We start from the raw sequence: 20748 nt of genomic DNA, 5'->3' as shown, positions 1-20748 counted from the left end.
GCGATGGCGACGCAGGCCTGCGGAACGTTCTCGCCCGCGAACTCGTGCAGATACGTGGCCTGCTGGTCCGCGCTGCCCCAGTGCGTGAGCGCCGCGGCCACACCGCCCGGGGCCAGAATCGGCAGCGCGAGACCCATGTCGCCGTAGGCGAGCGCCTCGGCCACCAGCACGTTGGTCACGCTTGACCGGTGGGCGGCGATGCCCTCGAAGTCCTCGGGGATGTTGATCGCGGTGATGCCCAGCTCGGCGGCCTTGGCGATCAGGTCGGCCGGGTAGGTCGCCGCCTCGTCGGCGCCGGGCGCCGCGGGCCGCAACACCTCGTCGGCGAATTCGGTAAGCGTCTCGACGATCATCTGCTGTTCGTCGTCGGGCGTCAGGTCGAAGTAGTCCTTGCCGCTCGACTTGAGCCGGGTCGGCCCGCCGCGCAGATTCTGCACCCGCCTGAACTGCCGGGAGGCGGCCGCCGCGGTGGAGAAGACGGTCTTCGTGCCGTACTGCAGGCCCCGGTTGACCGGATCGCGCAGACGGTATTTGTCCAGGAATTCCTGGCCCATGAGCGGGGTGAGCAGCGCGATGGCGATGTCGACGCCCGTGCGCTTGTGGTGTTGCAGCCCTACCGCGCTCTGCTGGTCTTTCCGCTTGCGACCGGAGCGGGCGGACTTGGAAGTCTTTGTGGAACCGGAACCTGTGTCGGTCATGTCGGCAGCCTGTGGTTAGTCGGGGCAGTGCGAACAAGGCTATCTTACTCCGGAGTAAGATCACAGAGAACACTTGTTAACTAATTCACAGACCGCCGGCGTCGAGGGCGCGAAGCACGAGTTCGTGCAGCGGCCCGTTGGTCGCCACGGCGCTGCCGCGGTGCGGACCCGCGACGCCGTCGAGTCCGGTCATCGTTCCGCCCGCTTCGCGCACGAGGACGTCGAGGGCAGCGAGGTCCCACACCGACACCTCGGGTTCGGCGGCGATGTCGACGGCCCCCTCGGCCACCAGGCAATAGGACAGGAAGTCGCCGAACGCGCGCACCCGCCAGACCGCGTCGGTGAGCCCGATGAAGCGGTCCCGCAGACCGCGCTCGGCCCAGCCGGACAGGCTGGAGAACGACAGGCTGGCCGAGTCGAGTTGCGCCACAGCGGAAACCGATAGCGGCCGCGGGGGCGCGCCGTCGACCGTGACGAACGCGCCGAGGCCGCGAGCCGCCCACCACCGGCGTTGCAGCGCCGGCGCGCTCACGACGCCGACCGTCGGCACACCGTCTTCGAGCAATGCGATCAAACTGGCCCACACCGGCACGCCGCGCACGAAGTTCTTGGTGCCGTCGATGGGATCGATGATCCACTGCCGCCCGGTGAAAACGGCGGTGCCGCCGAACTCCTCGCCGAGAATGCTGTCCTGTGGCCGTTCGCTCCCTAGCGTCTCGCGGAGTTCGGTTTCCACCGAGCGGTCGGCGTCGGTAACCGGGGTCAGGTCGGGCTTGGTGTCGACGCGCAGGTCCAGCGCGCCGAAGCGGGCGGAAGTCAGCGCGTCCGCGCGGTCGGCCAGCGCGAGCGCCAGCGTCAGATCGTCCCGGCTCATGACGCAGTCCTATCACGGCCCTACGATGGCGGGGTGTGGGAATTCGGAGTCCTGATCCTGCTGCTGGGCGTCTTGGCGGTCGCACTTGCTCAGCGGTTCCTCCCCCGCGGCCCACGTGGAGACCTCTTGAACGGCACGCTGCTGGTGACCGGGGTGAGCCCGCGGCCGGACGCGACCGGCGAGCAATTCGTCACCATCGCCGGGGTCATCAACGGGCCGACGGTCAGCGAGCACGCGGTGTATCAGCGCATGGCCGTCGACGTCGAGCAGTGGCCGACCATGGGCCAGTTGTTTCCGGTGGTGTATTCGCCGAAGAATCCGGACAACTGGAAGTTCGCGCCGTCCGAGCCGCCCCCGGTCTAGCGATCCATCAGCCGGCCGCCGGCGGGCGGGCCATCACCGAGATGCGGACGCCATAACGCGGTACGACCAGCGCGGCCCGCGAGACTCTGCCCCCTGGAATTCCGGGCACCCCGGGCGTGCCGGATCCGGTTCGGGCCAGCGCCTCGGTCGTCGGCAGCGCGGATGGCCCGCCGCCCGGAAGTCCCCCGACGGGGCTGCCCGTCGCGGCCGTCCAGCCGGCGGGCACCGACATCGCCCCGATCCGCCCGGCGCGGGCCAACACGGCATGGACGTTCCCCACACCCGATCCCGGCCCCCCGAGCGCGGGCTGCGTGGGCGCCGCGGCCGGGACGGCCGCGAGGTTCGGCAGGATTCCCAAGTTCTTGTCCGCCTGGATGATTCCGGCGGGAAACCCCTCGGCGTTGAAAAGGGCGTTGAACGTGGTCTGGACAGCCTGGATGCTGTCGAGGATTCGGAAGAGTCCCGAGGTCGAGCCCGGCGCCGCGGAGGCCACCGCCTGAGACCCCGAGTTCGTGCTGGCGTGTGCGACGGCCTGCTGCTGGTCCGCGATCCCGGCCGCATCGGTGGCCGCCCGCGGGGAGAGGAACGGCGAAAGCTGCGCCGCGGCAGCCGAACCCGCCGAATAGGCGTACATCGCGGACGCGTCCTGGGCCCAATACTCGGCGTACTCGGTTTCGGTGGCCGCGATCGCGGCGGTGTTCTGGCCGAAGAAGTTCGTCGCGATCAACTGCGCCAATCGGCTGCGGTTGGCGGCGATCGCGGGCGGGGGCACCGTCATGGCATGGGCGAGTTCGTAAGCCGCCGCCGCGGCCCGGGCCCGCATCGCGGCCTGCCGTGCACGCTCGGCGGTGGTATGCAGCCACGCCACGTAGGGCGCTGCGCCGGCTGCCATCGCCCGGGATGCCGGTCCGTGCCAATGCAACCCCGTCAGCCCCGACAGCACCGATTCGTACACCGCGGCCGTGACGGTCAACTCCGCCGACAGCGAGTCCCACCCTCCCGCGGCGGCCAGCAGCGGGCCGGAACCGGGGCCGGCGTACATCCGGCCGGAGTTCACCTCTGGTGGGAGAATGCCGAAATCCATTGTCCTACAGCCCTATGAGCGCGCACCACGAAGCCGCATGCGTCGAGCGGTTCGTTCCCTGGCCGGCCGTTGGCGGATCGACCGCATGTCACCCGGCGGCCGGCGGCCGCGGTATCACGTTGAGCCGTATCCCGTAGCGGGGCGGCGCACCCACGCCGACGGCTCGCGAGTTGCCGGCGCCCGGCATGCCCGGATAGCCGGGGTATCCGGACGACACCGGCTCCTCGGTGCCCGGCAGCGTGGTGAACCCGGCGGGTGATAACGGCGAGATATGGGTGCTCGTGGGCGCGGACCAGCTGGCCGGCACGGACATCGGCCCGATCGACCCGGCGTGCGACAGCGTTGCGGTGACGTTGCCCAAGCCCCCGCCCAAGCCCGCGGCCGCGCCGCGAAGTGCGGGCGCCGCGACCGCGGGTGCGAGATTGGCCGCGGCCGCCCCCGGCTTGGCCAGGATGCCCAGATTGTTCTCGGCGCCAATGATTCCGGATACGAATTGCTCCATGTTGTAGGGAGCACTGAAGCCGACGCCCGTTCCCTGAATCGCGTCGAGGAGCCGGAAGGCGCCGTTGTTGTTCGCGGCCGCTTGCTGAATGGGTGCGGCCGCCGGATTCGGACTCAGCAACGTCTGCGCCGATTGCGGTGAGAGCGACTGCTTGACGGCATTGGACGCGGCGGCCTTCATGCCGGCCGCGGTCACGGCGGCATGCTGGGCGCTGACCCCGGACTCCGCGGTGGATTTGTTCGCGCTGGCGAACTTCGGCAGCTGCATCGCCGCCGAAGAGGACGCGGCGTAGCCGGTCATGGCTGCGGTGTCCTGGGCCCAGAAATCGGCGTATTGCGCCTCGACGGCCGCGATGGCCGCGGTGTTCTGGCCCACGATGTTGGTCGCCACCAGCGATGCCAGCAGGGTGCGGTTGGCCGCGATCACCGGCGGCGGCACCGTCATCGTGTACGCCTGCTCGTAAGCCGCCGCCGCGGTTCGCGCCTGCATGGCTGTCTGTTGTGTCTGCTCGGTGGTCGCCTGCAACCACGCCAGGTAGCGGGCGGCCGCGAACGCCATCGCGTCGGCAGCGGAGCCCCGCCATTGCAGGCCGAGACTCGACAGCACCGCCTCGTAAGACGCGGCGGTGGAGGTCAGTTCGGCCGACAGCGCATCCCAACTTCCCGCGGCGGCCAACAGCGATCCCGGCCCCGGGCCGGTGTACATCCGGGCAGAGTTGACCTCTGGCGGAAGAAAAGCCCAATCCATAGTGTCCATCCCTCAAGTGCGTTGTGGGCAAGAATGATTAGCGACGGTCTTTGGCCGCTCGTGCCGGTCGGCGGGCAGGCGAAGCCCTCCCCGGCGAACGGACGAGAGGCGGCCCGGGCGGAATCGCTCCACGGCTGGCTACCGGGCAGCGTGGCGGTTATCGAGTTGGCGGACCGTGCGCACAGGGCATCGCGAGAAACCTTCGATGTTCGGGCACTTCAAAGGTCGCAGGTGCGGACCACACGTGCGGGGTTTTGCTGATTTCGCGGCGCCGGCCACCCTTAATTCAGACTCCGTTTGCCGAGCGTTTACCTTACGTTAACCAGTCCCAGTCTTATCAAACGCCTGACAAATAGCGAAAGCCGCTGAACCGCTTGATAACTGGCGTGGCCTGCGGTCCGCCGCCGCCGGTACCCAGGGGCCGAATGGCACATATTCGGGGACCAATGCCTCTGTGGGAGAGGGGTTCCCGGTCATAACGTCGTCACCGAGCGACCGGAAAGTTGCCCGCCCACAGCTGAGCGAAGGAGCCCTCGATGAGCACCAGCTATCCCGCTCCGGCGATCGTCGTGGGTGTGGACGGATCGAGTGGGGCGGTGCAGGCGGCCCTGTGGGCGATCGACGAGGCAGTCAGCCGGGACATCCCGATGCGATTGGTTTACGTCGTCGATCCACGGGACGCGCCGACCGCGGCCGCCAGCGAGGCGCGCCTCGCCGCCGCACGCACGGCGCTGGCCGACGCCCACCGGGCCGTGGAGGCCACCGGCACGCAGGTGAAGATCGAAACCGACATCCTTTATGGCAGGCCACTCACCAAGTTGATGGAGGAGGCGAGGTCGGCGGCCATGATCTGCATCGGTTCGATCGGGCTCAACCACGCCCGCCACGGCGGAACGTCCGTCGCGAGCGCCCTGGCCGGCTCGGCCCGGTGCCCGGTGGCCGTCATCCATCAGCCGGCCCGCCGCTCGGCGGCGCCGAAGGTCGGGAGCGTCCTCGCCGAAGTCGACAACGGCATGGTGCTGCGGCACGCTTTCGAGGAGGCGAGGCTGCGCCGAGCCACGCTGCACGCGCTCTGGGTATACGGCGAGGACTCGCACGACGCCGGCGACGGAATGCGTTCGGCCCAAGCACGATTGAGCCGGCGGCTCGCGCGGTGGACGCGACTGTATCCCGACGTCCGGGCGGAATCCGCGATCGTGCGCGGCAGGGTGGAGCAGTACCTGCACGCCAACCCCGAAGCGGGCCAGTTGCTGGTCACCGACTCCCACACCGCCGCCGACGTCTGCAACGTGGGGCACTCGGTGCTGGCGATACGGTGCAGCAACCTGTGACGGCGGATCTGATCGACCGCGCCGACGTGGTGGCGCTCTTGCGTCGTTTTCGTGGACGGGCGCTGGACGACGGGCCGCCGGCAACCGTCGCCCGGTGATCAGCCGTGGCTGATCCGCAGCAGCTCGGCCAGGTTGGGCAGCTTGACGCGCGGGCGCCCGTGCGGCTCCCCGGCGGCGCGCTCATGACGGTCGATGACCTCCCAGTGCGCGGAGGTGACCAGTTTGGGCTGGCGTGAGGCCAGCCAGTCGGCCAGCTGGTCGGCGTGGTCGTCGGGGAAGTCCGGCAGACCGGATTCCTTCGCGCGGTCCAGATCGGCGATCAGCGTGTCGACCGTGTCCTGGGAGTCCTTCTTATTGGTGCCGATGACACCGGTCGGCCCGCGCTTGATCCATCCGGCGACGTATTCGTTGCGGCTGCCCTCCACCCGGCCCGCGGCGTTGGGGATGGTCGCGGTCTTCTCGTCGAACGGCAGACCGGGGGTGGGCATACCTCGGTACCCGACCGACCGCACCACCAGCTGAACCGGCAGCTCCTCGCGCTCGCCGGTGTCCTTGGCGGATACCCGGCCGCTGTCGTCGTTGACCAATTCGTTGCGCCCGAGCACGATGCTCTCCACCTTGCCGTCGCCCTTGATCTCGATCGGCGAAGTCATGAACCGGAACACGATCCGGCGATGGCCGGGCCGTGGCGCCCGCGTGGCGTAGTCGCGCAACGCCTTGATGTTCAGCTTCGTCGTCTTGTCCGCGGCGGCCTCGTCGTCGGCGGTGATGCCCTCGAGCTGCGCCGGATCGACGATCACGTCGACGCCTTCCAGATCGGCCAGCTCGCGCAACTCCAGCGTGGTGAACGCGGTCTGCAGCGGCCCGCGCCGCCCGATGATCACCACTTCCTCCACGCCACACGGCCGCAGCGACTCCAGGGCGTGGTCGGCGATGTCGGTGCGTGCGAGCACGTCGGGATCGGTCACCAGGATGCGGGCGACGTCGAGGGCGACGTTGCCGTTGCCGACGACCACGGCCCGGGCGCCCGACAGGTCGGGGCCGGGTTCTTGGAAGTGTGGGTGCGCGTTGTACCAGCCGACGAATTCCACCGCGGCCATGCTGCCGGGCAGGTCCTCGCCGGGAATCTTCAACGACCGGTCGGATTGCGCGCCGATGGCGTAGATCACCGCGTCGTAGCGTTCGGACAGTTCGTCGGGCTGCACGTGCTCGCCGACCACCACATTGCCGAAAAATCTGAAGCGGGGATCTTCGGCGGTCTTTTCGAACTGCCTGCTGATCGACTTGATCTTCGGGTGGTCGGGCGCGACGCCCGAGCGCACCAGCCCCCACGGGGTCGGCAGCATCTCCAGCATGTCGACGGCCACCTCGATGTCTTCGGCCGCGTCCGCCGCTTTGAGCAGGGAGGACGCGGCGAAGAACCCGGACGGTCCGGAGCCGACGATGGCAACGTGGTATGGACGCATACTCGACCTTCTATTCGTGCCCGGTTAGCGCGCGGGGGGGCTGGCGGCGCGCGGCGCGGGGTGCACATGACCGTGACTCGATGCTAAACGCATGACCGCTGGTCGTGGCCCGGGCACTCGCCGGGAGCCGGGGCGCTCGGAGCGTCCCGGTAACGTTGTCCGCTGTGGAACCCGACCGTCAAGCCGACATCGCCGCCCTTGACTCCACCCTGACCACGGTGGAGCGGGTGCTCGATGTGGACGGTCTGCGCAGCCGGATCGAGAAGCTCGAACACGAGGCGTCCGATCCCCAATTGTGGGATGACCAGGCCAACGCGCAGCGGGTGACCAGCCAGTTGTCCCACGCCCAGGGGGAACTGCGTCGCATCGAAGAGCTGAGGCAACGGCTCGATGATCTGCCGGTGCTCTACGAGCTGGCGGCCGAAGAAGCGGAGGGCGCCGCCAGCAAAACAGAAGCGCTCGCCGAGGCGGACGCCGAGCTGAAGGCGCTGAGGGCCGATATAGAAGCCACCGAGGTGCGCACGCTGCTCTCGGGGGAGTACGACGAGCGGGAGGCGCTGGTCACCATCCGGTCGGGCGCCGGCGGGGTGGACGCGGCCGACTGGGCCGAGATGCTGATGCGGATGTACATCCGGTGGGCCGAGCAGCACAAGTACCCCGTCGAAGTGTTCGACACGTCCTACGCCGAGGAGGCGGGCATCAAGAGCGCGACGTTCGCCGTGCACGCCCCGTTCGCCTACGGCACGTTGTCGGTCGAGCAGGGTACCCATCGATTGGTCAGGATCAGCCCCTTTGACAACCAGAATCGACGCCAGACGTCGTTCGCGGAGGTCGAGGTGCTTCCCGTGGTGGACACCACCGATCACATCGACATCCCGGAAGGCGATGTGCGCGTTGATGTTTACCGCTCCAGCGGGCCCGGCGGCCAATCCGTGAACACCACCGACTCGGCCGTTCGTCTAACCCACATCCCAACGGGTATCGTCGTGACTTGCCAGAACGAAAAATCGCAATTGCAGAACAAGGTCTCGGCGATGCGAGTGCTTCAGGCAAAGTTGTTGGAGCGCAAGCGTTCCGAAGAACGCGCAGAACTCGACGCGTTGAAAGGTGAAGGCGGCAGTTCGTGGGGCAATCAGATGCGCTCCTACGTTCTGCATCCCTATCAGATGGTCAAGGATCTGCGGACCGAGTACGAGGTCGGCAATCCGGCGGCCGTCCTGGACGGAGACATCGACGGGTTCCTGGAAGCGGGAATCCGGTGGCGCAACCGAAAAGATGACGACTAACACAACTCTTCTTGCCTCGACCGCCCTGACAAGGGCGCTGGGCTGGCACGAATTTTGGCGCGGCGACATCGGGCAGTGGATCATCACCCGCGGTCTGAGGATCGTGATGGTGCTGATCGTGGCGGTGCTGGCGGCCCGGTTCGTCAACTGGGTGGCGCAGCAGATCACCCGTCAGCTCAACCTGGGTTTCGCCGAAAGCGACGCGCTGGTGCGCTCGGAGGCGACCAAGCACCGCCAGGCGATGGCTTCGGTGATCTCCTGGGTGTCGGTGGTCCTGATCAGCATCTGGGTGATCATGCAGATCGCCGACGTGCTGCAGTTCTCCGTGGGGGGACTGGTCGCGCCGGCCACCGTGGTCGGCGCCGCCCTGGGTTTCGGGGCGCAGCAGCTGGTCAGGGACCTGTTGTCGGGGTTCTTCATCTTGGCGGAGCGCCAGTACGGCTTCGGGGACCTGGTCACCCTCACCGTCGTCTCCTCGACGGAGGCCAGCGGCACCGTCGAGAACGTGACGCTTCGGGTGACCCGCCTGCGCTCAGCGGACGGCGAGGTGTTGACCATCCCCAACGGACAGATCGTCAAGGTGGTCAACCTGTCCAAGGACTGGGCGCGCGCGGTGGTCGACATCCCGGTGTCCACCAGCGCCGACCTGAACCGGGTCAACGAGGTCTTGCACCAGGAATGCGACCGCGCGATGGAAAACCCGCTATTGGGCGAGTTGCTGTTGGACGCGCCCACCGTCATGGGTGTGGAGAGCATCGAAGTCGACACCGTCACCCTGCGTCTGGTGGCCCGCACGCTGCCCGGCAAGCAGTTCGAGGCCGGCCGACAGCTGCGTGTCCTGGTCATACGGGCGCTGGCCCGCGTCGGCATCATGACCGCGGCGGACGCGAAGGTGGGGCTGGTGGAAGACCCGTCCGTCCCGGCGGCCCAGGCGGCCGAGGAGCGAATCGACGACGACGTCCAAGGTGCGGTGCAGAAGCGTTGAAATTCACCCTGAGCATCTTCGAGAAGCGCAGCGAAGACTCGGACGCGGATCATCGCTGGCCGAAATACATGTTCGGCGGGCGGCTCCGCACCTCGACCCTCGTGCTGATCATCGCCTTCTTCGCCGCGTGGTGGGTCTACGACACCTACCGCCCGGAACCGGCGCCCAAGCCACCCGCGCAGCAGGTGGTGCCGCCCGGTTTCGTCCCCGACCCGAACTACACCTGGGTGCCGCGCAGTCGCGTGCAGCAGCCGCCGCCGACCGTCACCTACACGCCGACCCCGACGAGCACGCCGCCGCCGCCACCGCCGCCCGTGACGACGACCACCACCACGCCGCCACCGGCGCTGCCGCAGCTGCCGTGCCTGCTGCCGCCGCCCTTCTGCCCGCCCAGCACCAGCAGCCCCGCATCGCCGCCTCAGCTACCGCAGCCGGGGCCCGGCCCGGCGCCCACTTCGCCACCGCCGGCCAGTTGACTTGGCTTGCCAGCGAAATTCACGGCTACACTGGCGTGCCGTGATGATCACCCTTGACCATGTCAGCAAGAAGTACAAAGCGTCGGCCCGTCCGGCGTTAGAGGACGTGAACGTCAAAATCGACAAGGGTGAGTTCGTCTTCCTGATCGGCCCGTCGGGTTCCGGTAAGTCGACGTTCATGCGGCTGCTGCTCGGCGAGGAGAACCCCACCTCCGGCGACATCCGGGTGTCGAAATTCCACGTCAACAAGCTGCGCGGTCGTCACATTCCGAAGCTGCGCCAGGTGATCGGAACCGTGTTCCAGGACTTCCGCCTGCTGCAGCAGAAGACCGTCTACGAGAACGTCGCCTTCGCGCTGGAGGTGATCGGCCGGCGGGCCGACGCCATCAACCGGGTGGTGCCCGAGGTGCTCGAAACGGTCGGCCTGTCCGGCAAAGCGAACCGGCTGCCCCACGAGTTGTCCGGCGGCGAGCAGCAACGCGTGGCGATCGCGCGCGCGTACGTCAACCGGCCCCTGGTTCTGCTGGCCGACGAGCCGACTGGCAATCTCGACCCAGACACCAGTAAGGACATCATGGATTTGTTGGAGCGGATCAACCGCACGGGGACGACGGTGTTGATGGCGACGCACGACCACCACATCGTCGACTCGATGCGTCAGCGCGTCGTGGAGTTGTCTCTGGGGCGGCTGGTTCGCGACGAGCAGCGCGGCATCTATGGGATGGACCGCTAAGTGCGCTTTGGCTTCCTGTTCAACGAGGTCCTGACCGGGCTCCGTCGCAACGTCACGATGACGGCGGCGATGATCCTCACCACGGCCATCTCGATCGGCCTGTTCGGTGGCGGTCTGCTGGTGGTGCGGTTGGCCGACAACTCGCGGGAGATCTATCTCGACCGCGTGGAGACGCAGGTGTTCCTCACCGACGACATCTCCGCCAACGACGCGACATGCGGGTCCGGCCCGTGTAAAGCGCTGCGGGACAAGATCGATGCGCGCCAAGACGTCAAATCGGTGCGTTTCGTCAACCGGCAGGACGCCTACAACGACGCGATCAAGAAGTTCCCGGAGTTCAAGGACGTGGCGGGCAAGGAGTCGTTTCCCGCGTCGTTCATCGTCAAGCTGAACAACCCCGAACAGCACGCGGAGTTCGACGCCGCGATGCAGGGCCAGCCCGGCGTGCGCAGCATCCTCAACGAAAAAGATTTGATAGATAGGCTATTCGCCGTCCTGGACGGTTTGCGCGACGCCGCGTTCGCCGTCGCCCTGGTGCAGGCCATCGGGGCGATCCTGCTGATTGCCAACATGGTCCAGGTCGCCGCGCACACGCGGCGCACGGAGATCCAGATCATGCGGTTGGTCGGGGCCAGCCGCTGGTACACCCAGCTGCCGTTCCTGGTGGAGGCGATGCTGGCCGCGGCCATCGGTGTCGCCATCGCGATCGTCGGCCTGGTTCTGGTGCGAGCGTGGTTCCTGGACAACGCGCTGAGCCAGTTCTACCAAGCGCATTTGATCGCCAAGGTCGACTACGCCGACATCCTCTACATCTCGCCGTGGCTGTTCCTGCTCGGCGTGTCGATCGCCGGGCTGACCTCCTACGCGACGTTGCGCCTCTACATCCGGCGGTAGCTGTGGCGAAAGATCCCGGCCGGGCCAGGGCGGCGGGCGGCAAGCGTGGCAGCAAACAGATCATCGCCACCAATCGCAAAGCGCGGCACAACTATTCGATCCTCGAGGAGTTCGAGGCCGGAGTGTCTTTACAGGGCACCGAGGTGAAGAGTCTGCGCGAGGGACACGCGTCCCTGGCCGACGCGTTCGCAACCGTCGACGACGGCGAAGTGTGGTTGCGCAACTTGTACATTCCCGAGTATCAGCACGGTAGCTGGACCAACCATGAGCCACGTCGAAACCGAAAGTTGTTGTTACATAGGCAACAAATCGACCGTCTGGTCGGAAAGATACGAGATGGTAACCTCGCCCTCGTGCCGATGTCTCTGTATTTCTCCGAAGGAAAGGTCAAGGTCGAGCTCGCGTTAGCGCGCGGCAAGCGAGCGCACGACAAACGTCAGGACATGGCCCGCCGCGATGCCCAGCGCGAAGTGGTCCGTGAATTGGGTCGCCGAGCCAAGGGCATGAGCTGATCGGGGCCGCTTACGCGCAGCTGTCGGCCGTTACTTACGGCGTCAGCGATTTCGTGGGCGGTGTAGCCGCTCGCCGGGTCGCCGCGCTGCGCGTGATGCTGGTGGTCTATCCGATCGAGACGTTCTTGCTGGGCGCGCTGGCCCTGGCGGTGGGCGGGCCGATCTCGTGGGGCGCCGTTTTCTGGGGTTGCCTCTACGGCGTCGGAATGGCGGTCGGCATGTGGGCCTTCTTTGCCGCGCTGGGCGCCGGGCCGATCTCTGTCGTCTCGCCGCTGGCGGCGGTGCTGAACGCGGCCGTCCCGGTCGCGGTCGGAGTGGCGCTGGGGGAGCGGCCGGGGCCAGGCGCTTCGGTGGGCTTCGTGCTGGCGTTGGTCGCGGTCATGCTGGTGAGCCGGGAAGCGACCGCACAGGGCGTCACCCCGTATCGATTCACCCCGAAGGTGGCGTGGCTCACGCTGCTGGCCGGTTCGGCGATGGGACTGAACCTGGTCTTTCTGCACCAGGCGCCCCACGCGTGCAAACTGTGGCCGCTGGTCTTCGCCCGGCTCGCGGCCACCGTGGTGATCTTCGTGATGGCCGCGGCCAGTGACAACCTGCGGGCGCCGCGCGGGAAGCCGTTGAAGCTGGCGTTGGCCGTGGCCGTGCTGGACATCTGCGCCAACGTGACCATGCTGCTGGCGTTGCACACCTGGTTGCTCTCGCTGGCCAGCATCCTGATCTCCCTCTACCCGGCGGCCACGGTCGTGCTGGCGATGGTCGTGCTGCGCGAGCGGCTCACGCGGTGGCAGGGGTTCGGCATGGTGATGGCCATGGGCTCCGTGGCCATGATCGCCGCCAGCTGACGGCGCTGCCCCCTTAGTATTGGGCTGCCAGCACTCATACGCGGGGAGATGACGGTGGGGGCATCCGATACCGAGGACCCGGTCATCCGGGAGTTGTCGGGCGCGGTGGAACGCAGCCCCGACGTGATCGAGCTGAGGCTGCATCTCGCCAATTTGCTCGCGGACAAGGGGCGGTACGCCGAGGCGCTGAGTCACTGCAGTACGGCGCTGACCCAGCAACCGGGCAACGCCCAGGCACTGAGCCTGCTGCAGCGGTGCACCGCGGCGCTGGGGGCATCGTCCGAGGGTCCGCCGTCGCCGGGAGAGCCACCCGCCGGCCAGGAGGGGTTCGACTGGTCGAGCGCCGAACGCGAGGTCGCCGACATCATCGAGCCCGCGTTCGTCGAGCGCCCCCCGGACGCCGTCAACGAGGACGACTTCGACGTCGTGCAGCGCGTCCGCGTCCGGCTCGACGACGTCGCCGGCATGGAGGACGTCAAACGGCAGCTGGACCTTTCGCTGCTCGGCCCGATCAAGAATCCCGAGCTGATGAAGGCGTACAAGGTGACCGCGCGCGGCGGGCTGCTGCTGTACGGCCCACCGGGCTGCGGCAAGACGTTCATTGCCAAAGCCATTTCGGGCGAGCTGGGTGCGAACTTCTATCAAGTTGGCATCGCCGACGTTCTGCACCAGTGGTTCGGTAACAGCGAGCGCAGCATCCGCGCCGTCTTCGACACCGCCCGGCGCAACGCGCCCTGCGTGCTGTTCTTCGACGAGGTGGACGCGTTGGGTCATCGGCGCTCGGCCCTGAGCGGCAGCTCGGGGATGCGGCCGGTGGTGAACACGCTGCTGGAGGAGATGGATTCGGCGGGGTCGATCAACGACGGTGTGTACGTGCTGGGCGCCACCAACGCGCCCTGGGATGTCGACCCGGCGCTGAGGCGGCCGGGCCGATTCGACCGGATGATTTTCGTCGGCCTGCCCGACGTCGGCGCCCGAGCGGGCATCGTGCGATCGCACCTGCAGGACCGGCCGGTCTCCGGTATCGACCTCAAGACGATCGCCAACCGCACCGAAAGCTTCTCCGGCGCCGACTTGGCCTACGTGTGCGAGATCGCGACGCAGCTTGCGATGGCGGATTCGATGCGCAGCGGCCAGGTGCGGCCGGTGCTGATGGCCGATATCGACAACGCGCTCGCTCAGATCCGGCCCAGCACCGGCCCCTGGTTCGAGACGGCGCGCAATGTCGTCGAATTCGCCAACGGTGACGGCACGTACGACGAGTTGGCGAAGTACCTGCGCCGCAGGAAGTTTCGGTGACCACCGGTGACGTCGGACCCCGGCGTTCGAGCCGACAGCGCCCTGCAGGTCGCCCGCGCGTATTACGCGACCAGGAATTACCAGCGGACACGAGATGTCACCCGCGCTGCGTTGTCGCAAAATCCCAACGACCCTGACCTGCTGGCCCTGCACGCCGCGGCCGATCACGCACTCAAAAACCATGGGCCCGCAGCCAACAGCGCATATGCAGCGTTGTCGGTCGCGCCGCAACACGAATTCGCGATGCGGGTCTACGCGTTGGCGCTCGAGGGTCTCGGCCGCAACTATGACGCAATGTGGATGGCGTGGCGGGGGGTGGTCGCCCATCCGAACCAGGCAGCCCAATACCGCCTGTACGCGGCTCTGCTGCTGAGGTCGCGACAAATGGCGACGGCCCTGTACGTCATCGATAGGGCGCTGCAGCTCGAACCCAACGATGTCGATGCGCTGAACTTGCGGGGCGCGATCCTGCATCGGCTCGGGCGGCGTTCCGAATCCGTCGCCTCCTATCGGCAAGCGTTGCAGTTGGATCCCGGCAACGCCGAGGCGCTCAACGATCTGGCCATTCACCGATTGGATGGGAACAAGTTTGGTCGCGCCCTGCGTGGGTTTCTCGGGGCCGCGGGAAGCGACCCGGAACTGGCGGACCTGGCTCGCCGAAACATCGGGGTGGTGCTGCGAAAGGTGCTCGCTGGCGTCACCGTCGGGGCCGGTGTGCTGAGCGTGTTGCTCGCCATCACCGCGGGGGCTTACAACGACGGGCGTCCGACCGCGGTGGCGCGAGTGGCCGTGGGGTTGCTCACCGCGGCCATGATCGCCGTGCTGTGGTGGCTAGTGCGTGCGATTCCGCGCGGCGTGCTGCTGTCCGTGTTGCGCAAGCAGCGATTCTCCGCCGCCCGCGCCATCCACGCGCTGGTCGCCATCGCGGCGGGGGCGTGGGTCACCGTCTACCCCGGACCCCCGGCGATGATCGCCGTCGGCGGACTGCTGGCCGTGGGCGCCCTGGTCATTATTCGGATCGGGCTCTTGATCGGGAAATGATCGGCCTACTATCCGACCATGGCCGATCGCCCTGTCACCAAGCTCGACAAGTCCGAAGTGCTCGCGGGTCTGTTCGCGGTGTGGGACGACATCACCGCCCTGCTGGACGGGTTGCCGGAGGCGGAGTGGGAGGCGGCCAGCCCGCTGCCCGGTTGGGACGTCAAGGCGTTGGTGGCGCACATGATCGGCACCGAGTCGTTCCTCGCCGGCGTCCCCGCGCCGCAACCCGACATCGACGTCTCGACGCTCGAGCATGTTCGCAACGACATCGGCGCGATGAACGAGTGCTGGGTGCGCTACCTGAGCGCGGAGCCCGGCGGCGACGTGCTCAAACGGTTCAAGGACATCACCGACGACCGGCGCGCGGCGCTGACGGACATGTCCGCCGAGGACTGGGACGCCGTGACGGTGACGCCGGTGGGCCCGGAGAGCTACGGGCGATTCATGCGCGTCCGGGTGTTCGACTGCTGGATGCACGAGCAGGACATCCGCGAGGCGCTGCGCTGGCCGTCGTCCGATGAGCAGCTCGCCAGTCCCGCGGCTGAACTGTCCCTGGACGAGATCGCCGCCACCATGGGCTACGTGGTGGGCAAGCGGGCCAAGGCGCCCGAGGGCTCGCGGGTCCTGTTCGAGCTGACCGGGCCGCTGTCCCGCAACATCCGCGTCAGCGTCGATGGGCGGGCCCGGTTGGTCGATGACTTCGGCGGCCAGGAGCCGACGGTGGCGATCCGGCTGGACGGCCTGCAGTTCACCCGGCTGGCCGGCGGCCGGCCCATGTGCCGCGCCCGGGCGCAATCCGTCGACCTCGGCGGTGACGAGGACGTGGCCGCCCAGGTCGTCGAGCACCTGAATTTCGTGATCTGATCGCAGCGCGGACCGGGAAGATACGTTCGTTGCCGCGCGTTGATCACGGCGTACTATTGATTGTCCTGCCGAAAATCGGCGGGGATGCGAGGGGCTGAACGGTTTCGACTTCGCGCATCGAATCAAGGGAAGCGTGCCGGTGCAGGCAAGAGACCACCGTAAGCGTCGTTGCAACCAATTAAGCGCCGATTCACATCAGCGCGACTACGCTCTCGCTGCCTAAGCGACAGCTAGTCCGTCAGACCGGGAAAGCCCTCGACCCGGAGCCTGGCGTCAGCTAGAGGGATCAACCGATGAGTTCGGTCGCGGGGCTCATCGGGACACCAACAGCGACTGGGATCGTCATCCTGGCTTGTTCGCGTGACCAGGAGATCCGAGTAGAGGCATAGCGAACTGCGCACGGAGAAGTCTTGAGGGAATGCCGTAGGACCCGGGTTCGATTCCCGGCAGCTCCACTGGAAATAAGCTGGTCAGAGCCCTAAGCTCTGGCCAGTTTTATTTCCCATCAACATCTCATCAACATTTGTCGTTTATGCTCCCGCTATGGCATCGCTCCGTAGGGGCACACGCGGGGACGGCAGCACCTACGTCCAGGTGCTTTACCGGCTGAACGGCAAACAGTCCTCGACATCGTTCGAGGACCTCGCTTCGGCCACGAAGTTCCAGAAACTGGTCGACAAGTTCGGGCCTGCCAAGGCGTTAGTGGCCCTCGGCGTCGACCCGGAGTTCTCCGCCATGACGGTCCGCGAGTGGATCGAACACCACATCAACCACCTGACCGGGCTGCGGAAGTCGAGCCTGTACGACTACCGGTCGTACCTAAAGAACGACATCGATGATGCACTTGGCGACCTGCCGCTGACGTCGCTATCGAAAGACGACATCGCACGGTGGATGCAGGGGCTCTCGGAGAAGGGTGCTTCGGGCAAGACCATCGCCAACAAGCATGGCTTCCTTAGCAGCGCTCTGAACGCCGCCGTCCGGGCGGGACGCATCCCCTCCAACCCGGCCGCAGGTCAGCGCTTGCCCAGCTCCGAGCGCCAAGAAATGGTTTGCCTAAGCCAGGAGGACTTCGCCCGGCTGCTCGACAGCATCTCCGAGTTTTGGCGTCCGCTCGTCGAGTTCCTGGTTGCATCGGGTTGTCGCTGGGGGGAGGCCACTGCGCTCAAGCCTTCCGACATTGATCGGGCCAACAGCACCGTGCGGATCAACCGGGCCTGGAAGCGCACCTACGACCGTGGCGGATATGAGTTGGGTCCGCCGAAGAGTAAGAAGTCGGTGCGCACCATCAACATCCCGAAGGCCGTCCTGGACAAGCTGGACTACTCGCACGAGTGGATCTTCCTCAATAAGGCCGGGCGACCAGTTAGGGGCAACGGCTTCCATGAGCGGGTCTGGAAGCCAGCGGTCGAACGCGCCTGGCCCTGGGTCGACGAGGAAGGCAACCCGATTACCGACAAGTCGGTGCCGATCCTTCGTCCTCGTATCCACGACTTGCGGCATACCTGTGCGAGCTGGCTGGTGCTCGCTGGTGTGCCGCTGCCGGTGGTTCAACATCATCTCGGTCACGAGAGCATCAACACCACAATCAGTCTCTATGCGCATATTGATCGGCGCTCGATGCAGACGGCCGCCGATGTCATCGGAAATGCGCTTGGGGGACGCTAACCGTCGGACGGCGCTGAGTCTCCGACATGTGCCGCTAGATAACCCAATGACAAAGCCAAGCCAGAAGTCGGTCGGTCGGACCATTTGAAGATATTCCGGTCGAACTGAGCACTCTCAGGCGTCAACAGGTCGCTGGGGGGCTCGTTTGTGCATAAACCTGTGTTTCGGTGTTTCTCAGGCGAGATAGGGAGAAGGGAGAAGTTCTCCCCTTGGCCTCGGTCGCCAGTGACCGGTGAAGGGATCCGATGTGTCTCGGAGCACCGTGGACGTTCTCACACCGCTCGATGTCGAGCTCGAATTTCGCATTCCACGATCTAGCCAGAAGAAGGCGAGAGCGACGGGCTCATTCGCGCCCTTCTTTCGGGTGGGTCGCCGCATCTATTACATGCGGGACTCCCTGCTGTCGTGGATAACTACACAGGAGCAACAGCAGGCAGGTGGTCGCTGTGGCTGATTGGACGGGTCAGTTCAAGACCTACTCCAGCGCGGAAGCGGTCGAGATCCTCGGCGCGCCTTCGGAAAGGTGGCTGGTCGAGCAATTGCGCACCGGTCGACTTCCCGGACGAAAAGTTGCGCGCAGCTGGCGCATGACAGGTGAGGATCTTCAGAACGCTCTCGAAGCTTGCGCGAACGACGGCCGTCGGACTATCGGAGACGCCGACGGAGCTGTCTCAGGGCTTACACGCACCAGCAGGAGAAAACTGCACGCTCTGCGAACGCCCGGCCGGGCACAGCACCCAGGTGCTCCGAGGGGCGGCAGGTAATGCCAGGTAAAGACGGAGGCGGCGGCCCCGCCCATGAGACCGCCAGCCAACCGCAAGACCCTCATTCTCACGATCAGGTCTTTGGTGATCGTACCGCCGGGGGACGACACGACGGGCATTACACCAGCCACGAAGCGGCAAGCGGCAAGCCGCTGAGCGATGAACATCAGGCGCAGCTGGCTGCATCCGGCATCACGACAGAGCACGCGGCGCTGCGCGGCTATGAGACCGTCATCGATCGCCGCCGCCTGTTAGGGCTAGGCTTCTCCGACCAGACCAGTCGCCGAGTGCCGGGCCTGCTGATCCCGCAGCTTTCCAAGCGCGGTAGCACGTGGGGATACACATTCCGGCCCGACAACCCGAGACGCAACGACGGCAAGGTTGTCAAATACGTGATGCCAGCTGGCCAGATCAACGGGCTGGACGTCCCGCGCGGCATCGGCGAAAAACTTGACGACCCAGACGAGCCGCTGTGGGTCACTGAAGGCACCAAGAAGGCCGATTGCGGCGCGGCGCATGGACTGTGCATCGTGGCGCTGGCGGGGGTGTGGAACTGGCGGGGAACCAATCACAAGGGCGGCAAAACCGCGCTGGCCGACTGGGACGACATCGCGCTGGAAGGCCGCGAGGTAGTTCTCGCCTTTGATGGTGACGTGGCGCGCAAGCCTTCGGTGCGCAAGGCACTGACCCGATTGGCCGACTACCTCGGCCGCCAGGGCTCGCGCCTGCGCTACCTGCATCTGCCCGACACCGACGCCAAAACCGGCCTTGATGACTATCTGATGGAGGGGTACACAGTCGAAGACGTGTGGTCGTTGGTCAAGCCGGAACCTCCGCCGCTGAGAGTCGAGACTGCAGACGACATTCAGCGAGACCCGCAGCCGGACCCACCGAAAGAGCCACCTCCCTACGGCAGTATTGACGGCGTTGCGCTGCTCGACGAGGTCGACGCCTTCCTGAGCCAATACATCATCTACCCCAATGAGCACGTGCGGCACGCCCATGTCCTGTGGATCGCGCATACGCACCTCATGGACTGCTGGGAGTCGACGCCGAGGTTCGCATTTCTGTCGCCGGAACCGGCCAGCGGCAAGACCAGAGCGCTCGAAGTCACTGAGCCCTTGGTGCCGCGTCCTGTTCACGCGGTTAATGTCACGTCGGCCTACTTGTTCCGCAAGATTTCCGATCCCGCAGGACTGCCGACCGTTCTTTACGACGAGATCGACACGGTCTTCGGGAAGGGCAGGGAGAACGAGGAGGTCCGCGGTCTCATCAATGCGGGGCATCGCAAGGGAGCCGTCGCGGGCCGCTGCGCAACACGCGGCGACAACATCGTGACTGAGGAGCTGCCCGCGTATTGCGCCGTCATGATGGCCGGACTAAACGATCTGCCTGACACCATTATGACCCGCGCCATCGTGGCACGGATGAAGAAACGAGCACCGTTTGAGACGGTTAAGCCTTGGCGGCAGCGAGTCGACGCGCCAATTGGGCAAGCACTCGGAACGCGGCTGGCCGACGGGGCCGATAGCGTGCGCGAACACGCGAAGCAGCACTGGCCCGAGATGCCCAGTGGCGTCGACGACCGCGACGCCGACGCATGGGAACCACTACTTGTCGTCGCCGAGTTGGTGGGTGGACACTGGACCCAGACTGCCCGTGTGGCGGCTGTAGCGGCTGTAGCGGACACCAGGGGAAGGCTCCCGAGCATCGGTGTGATGTTGCTGCGGGACATCAAGGCCATCTATGCGGCCAGAAGTGAACCCAAACATCTGATGTCGGCGGAACTAGTTGTCAGCCTCAACCTCATGGAGGAGGCTCCGTGGGCTTCTATCAAACGTGACGGCGGGGGGATTGATACCCGCTTCCTGGCCAAATTGCTTGGCCACTACGGCATCGCATCGTGCAACATACGAGATAACGACGGTAGCCAGGTGCGCAAAGGCTATTACCGCACCAACTTCACTGACGCATGGGAGCGGTACCTCCCTTCTGACGATGACGAGGACACCTCTCACCCCGCCTTCCGCGATGCATCCGCTACATCCGCTACAAGCGCTACACCACAGGCCAATGACCCGGTTTTCTCTAGTACATGAATCCGGCGTATCGGCTAAGGGCGACAAGCGCAGGCCAAACAAGGCCTCCATCAATGCCCTCGTGCCAAGCGTGTGCGACCGGTGCCGCACCATCCCTTGCCTGTGTGAGATCCCACAGCAGCAAACATCACACTCGCCCGGGGGCCCCGACCTGTCCGCGCTATTCGCCGCGCTGAACAAGGACCTCTGGGCGAGCACGCCGGCGCGCCCGTCGGCGAAA

At 66.3% G+C, this 20748-nt stretch carries 19 protein-coding genes and 1 other RNA gene; 15 read left to right on the top strand and 5 right to left on the bottom strand.

Annotation, left to right across the window (positions count from 1 at the left end; genetic code table 11):
• Both A5704_RS12465 and hisN read right to left on the bottom strand, forming a co-directional pair.
• The coding region (locus tag A5704_RS12465) for an acyl-CoA dehydrogenase family protein (protein ID WP_197499073.1) at positions 1 to 698 on the bottom strand (698 nt) is incomplete at its 3' end.
• A gap of 85 nt (positions 699 to 783) precedes the next feature.
• Positions 784 to 1572, bottom strand: a complete 789-nt coding sequence (gene hisN / locus A5704_RS12460) for a histidinol-phosphatase (RefSeq protein ID WP_067757017.1) — start codon at positions 1570 to 1572, stop codon at positions 784 to 786.
• Positions 1573 to 1605: 33 nt separating this feature from the next.
• Between hisN and A5704_RS12455 the strand changes: the two genes are divergently transcribed.
• On the top strand, positions 1606 to 1935 hold the full coding sequence (locus A5704_RS12455; RefSeq protein WP_067757014.1) for a hypothetical protein: 330 nt from the start codon (positions 1606 to 1608) through the stop codon (positions 1933 to 1935).
• Positions 1936 to 1942: 7 nt separating this feature from the next.
• Here the strand turns inward: A5704_RS12455 and A5704_RS12450 are convergent, their stop codons facing one another.
• Together A5704_RS12450 and A5704_RS12445 are read right to left on the bottom strand one after the other, a co-directional pair.
• Positions 1943 to 3019: a PPE family protein gene (locus A5704_RS12450; RefSeq protein ID WP_067782459.1), complete on the bottom strand. Its 1077-nt coding sequence runs from the start codon at positions 3017 to 3019 to the stop codon at positions 1943 to 1945.
• An 88-nt stretch (positions 3020 to 3107) separates the two neighbouring features.
• Complete coding sequence (locus A5704_RS12445) at positions 3108 to 4268, bottom strand: PPE family protein (protein ID WP_067889239.1); 1161 nt, start codon at positions 4266 to 4268, stop codon at positions 3108 to 3110.
• A 536-nt stretch (positions 4269 to 4804) separates the two neighbouring features.
• Between A5704_RS12445 and A5704_RS12440 the strand changes: the two genes are divergently transcribed.
• Positions 4805 to 5599, top strand: coding sequence for a universal stress protein (locus tag A5704_RS12440; protein ID WP_067889233.1), 795 nt, complete (start codon positions 4805 to 4807; stop codon positions 5597 to 5599).
• Between the two features lie 98 nt (positions 5600 to 5697).
• Here the strand turns inward: A5704_RS12440 and A5704_RS12435 are convergent, their stop codons facing one another.
• Positions 5698 to 7065 (bottom strand): FAD-dependent oxidoreductase, encoded by a 1368-nt coding sequence (locus tag A5704_RS12435; RefSeq protein WP_067757011.1) that lies wholly within the window; start codon positions 7063 to 7065, stop codon positions 5698 to 5700.
• A gap of 164 nt (positions 7066 to 7229) precedes the next feature.
• Here A5704_RS12435 and prfB point away from each other — a divergent pair, with 164 nt between their 5' ends.
• The 13 genes from prfB to A5704_RS28820 all read left to right on the top strand — a co-directional run bounded on the left by prfB (position 7230) and on the right by A5704_RS28820 (position 20528).
• Positions 7230 to 8351, top strand: a complete 1122-nt coding sequence (gene prfB / locus A5704_RS12430) for a peptide chain release factor 2 (protein WP_067757008.1) — start codon at positions 7230 to 7232, stop codon at positions 8349 to 8351.
• Positions 8341 to 9336, top strand: coding sequence for a mechanosensitive ion channel family protein (locus A5704_RS12425; protein ID WP_067889230.1), 996 nt, complete (start codon positions 8341 to 8343; stop codon positions 9334 to 9336). Before prfB ends, A5704_RS12425 begins: the two co-directional genes overlap by 11 nt.
• Positions 9333 to 9812 (top strand): hypothetical protein, encoded by a 480-nt coding sequence (locus A5704_RS12420; protein WP_067782471.1) that lies wholly within the window; start codon positions 9333 to 9335, stop codon positions 9810 to 9812. Before A5704_RS12425 ends, A5704_RS12420 begins: the two co-directional genes overlap by 4 nt.
• Before the next feature lie 43 nt (positions 9813 to 9855).
• Positions 9856 to 10545: a cell division ATP-binding protein FtsE gene (gene ftsE, locus A5704_RS12415; protein ID WP_067756999.1), complete on the top strand. Its 690-nt coding sequence runs from the start codon at positions 9856 to 9858 to the stop codon at positions 10543 to 10545.
• Complete coding sequence (gene ftsX / locus A5704_RS12410) at positions 10546 to 11439, top strand: permease-like cell division protein FtsX (protein ID WP_067756996.1); 894 nt, start codon at positions 10546 to 10548, stop codon at positions 11437 to 11439.
• Between the two features lie 2 nt (positions 11440 to 11441).
• Complete coding sequence (gene smpB, locus A5704_RS12405; RefSeq protein ID WP_067756993.1) at positions 11442 to 11951, top strand: SsrA-binding protein SmpB; 510 nt, start codon at positions 11442 to 11444, stop codon at positions 11949 to 11951.
• Between the two features lie 92 nt (positions 11952 to 12043).
• Complete coding sequence (locus A5704_RS12400) at positions 12044 to 12793, top strand: EamA family transporter (protein WP_197499075.1); 750 nt, start codon at positions 12044 to 12046, stop codon at positions 12791 to 12793.
• Positions 12794 to 12847: 54 nt separating this feature from the next.
• Positions 12848 to 14092: a 26S protease regulatory subunit gene (locus A5704_RS12395; protein WP_231969071.1), complete on the top strand. Its 1245-nt coding sequence runs from the start codon at positions 12848 to 12850 to the stop codon at positions 14090 to 14092.
• Positions 14093 to 14098: 6 nt separating this feature from the next.
• Positions 14099 to 15133 carry a tetratricopeptide repeat protein gene (locus A5704_RS12390; RefSeq protein ID WP_067756983.1) on the top strand — a complete coding sequence of 345 codons (1035 nt, stop codon included), beginning with the start codon at positions 14099 to 14101 and terminating at the stop codon, positions 15131 to 15133.
• Between the two features lie 18 nt (positions 15134 to 15151).
• Complete coding sequence (locus A5704_RS12385; RefSeq protein ID WP_067756980.1) at positions 15152 to 15997, top strand: maleylpyruvate isomerase family mycothiol-dependent enzyme; 846 nt, start codon at positions 15152 to 15154, stop codon at positions 15995 to 15997.
• Between the two features lie 90 nt (positions 15998 to 16087).
• Positions 16088 to 16455: a transfer-messenger RNA gene (gene ssrA / locus A5704_RS12380) on the top strand.
• Between the two features lie 85 nt (positions 16456 to 16540).
• On the top strand, positions 16541 to 17665 hold the full coding sequence (locus A5704_RS12375; RefSeq protein WP_067889227.1) for a site-specific integrase: 1125 nt from the start codon (positions 16541 to 16543) through the stop codon (positions 17663 to 17665).
• A 763-nt stretch (positions 17666 to 18428) separates the two neighbouring features.
• Positions 18429 to 20528 (top strand): DUF3631 domain-containing protein, encoded by a 2100-nt coding sequence (locus tag A5704_RS28820; RefSeq protein WP_197508481.1) that lies wholly within the window; start codon positions 18429 to 18431, stop codon positions 20526 to 20528.
• The last annotated feature ends 220 nt before the right edge of the window (positions 20529 to 20748 follow it).

It is taken from the genome of Mycobacterium sp. E735 (genome assembly GCF_001666955.1).
Taxonomy (GTDB): Bacteria; Actinomycetota; Actinomycetes; order Mycobacteriales; family Mycobacteriaceae; genus Mycobacterium.
Note: the sequence above shows the minus strand (reverse complement) of the source record. Positions and strands in the feature narration are given on the sequence as shown.

What these genes read in the sequence shown, in the direction of transcription:
- hisN (WP_067757017.1), bottom strand. Translation starts at nt 1,572, where the DNA reads ATGAGCCGGGACGATCTGACGCTGGCGCTCGCGCTGGCCGACCGCGCG.
- A5704_RS12435 (WP_067757011.1), bottom strand. Translation starts at nt 7,065, where the DNA reads ATGCGTCCATACCACGTTGCCATCGTCGGCTCCGGACCGTCCGGGTTC.
- A5704_RS12440 (WP_067889233.1), top strand. Translation starts at nt 4,805, where the DNA reads ATGAGCACCAGCTATCCCGCTCCGGCGATCGTCGTGGGTGTGGACGGA.
- A5704_RS12445 (WP_067889239.1), bottom strand. Translation starts at nt 4,268, where the DNA reads ATGGATTGGGCTTTTCTTCCGCCAGAGGTCAACTCTGCCCGGATGTAC.
- A5704_RS28820 (WP_197508481.1), top strand. Translation starts at nt 18,429, where the DNA reads ATGCCAGGTAAAGACGGAGGCGGCGGCCCCGCCCATGAGACCGCCAGC.
- A5704_RS12450 (WP_067782459.1), bottom strand. Translation starts at nt 3,019, where the DNA reads ATGGATTTCGGCATTCTCCCACCAGAGGTGAACTCCGGCCGGATGTAC.
- A5704_RS12375 (WP_067889227.1), top strand. Translation starts at nt 16,541, where the DNA reads ATGGCATCGCTCCGTAGGGGCACACGCGGGGACGGCAGCACCTACGTC.
- A5704_RS12425 (WP_067889230.1), top strand. Translation starts at nt 8,341, where the DNA reads ATGACGACTAACACAACTCTTCTTGCCTCGACCGCCCTGACAAGGGCG.
- A5704_RS12385 (WP_067756980.1), top strand. Translation starts at nt 15,152, where the DNA reads ATGGCCGATCGCCCTGTCACCAAGCTCGACAAGTCCGAAGTGCTCGCG.
- ftsE (WP_067756999.1), top strand. Translation starts at nt 9,856, where the DNA reads ATGATCACCCTTGACCATGTCAGCAAGAAGTACAAAGCGTCGGCCCGT.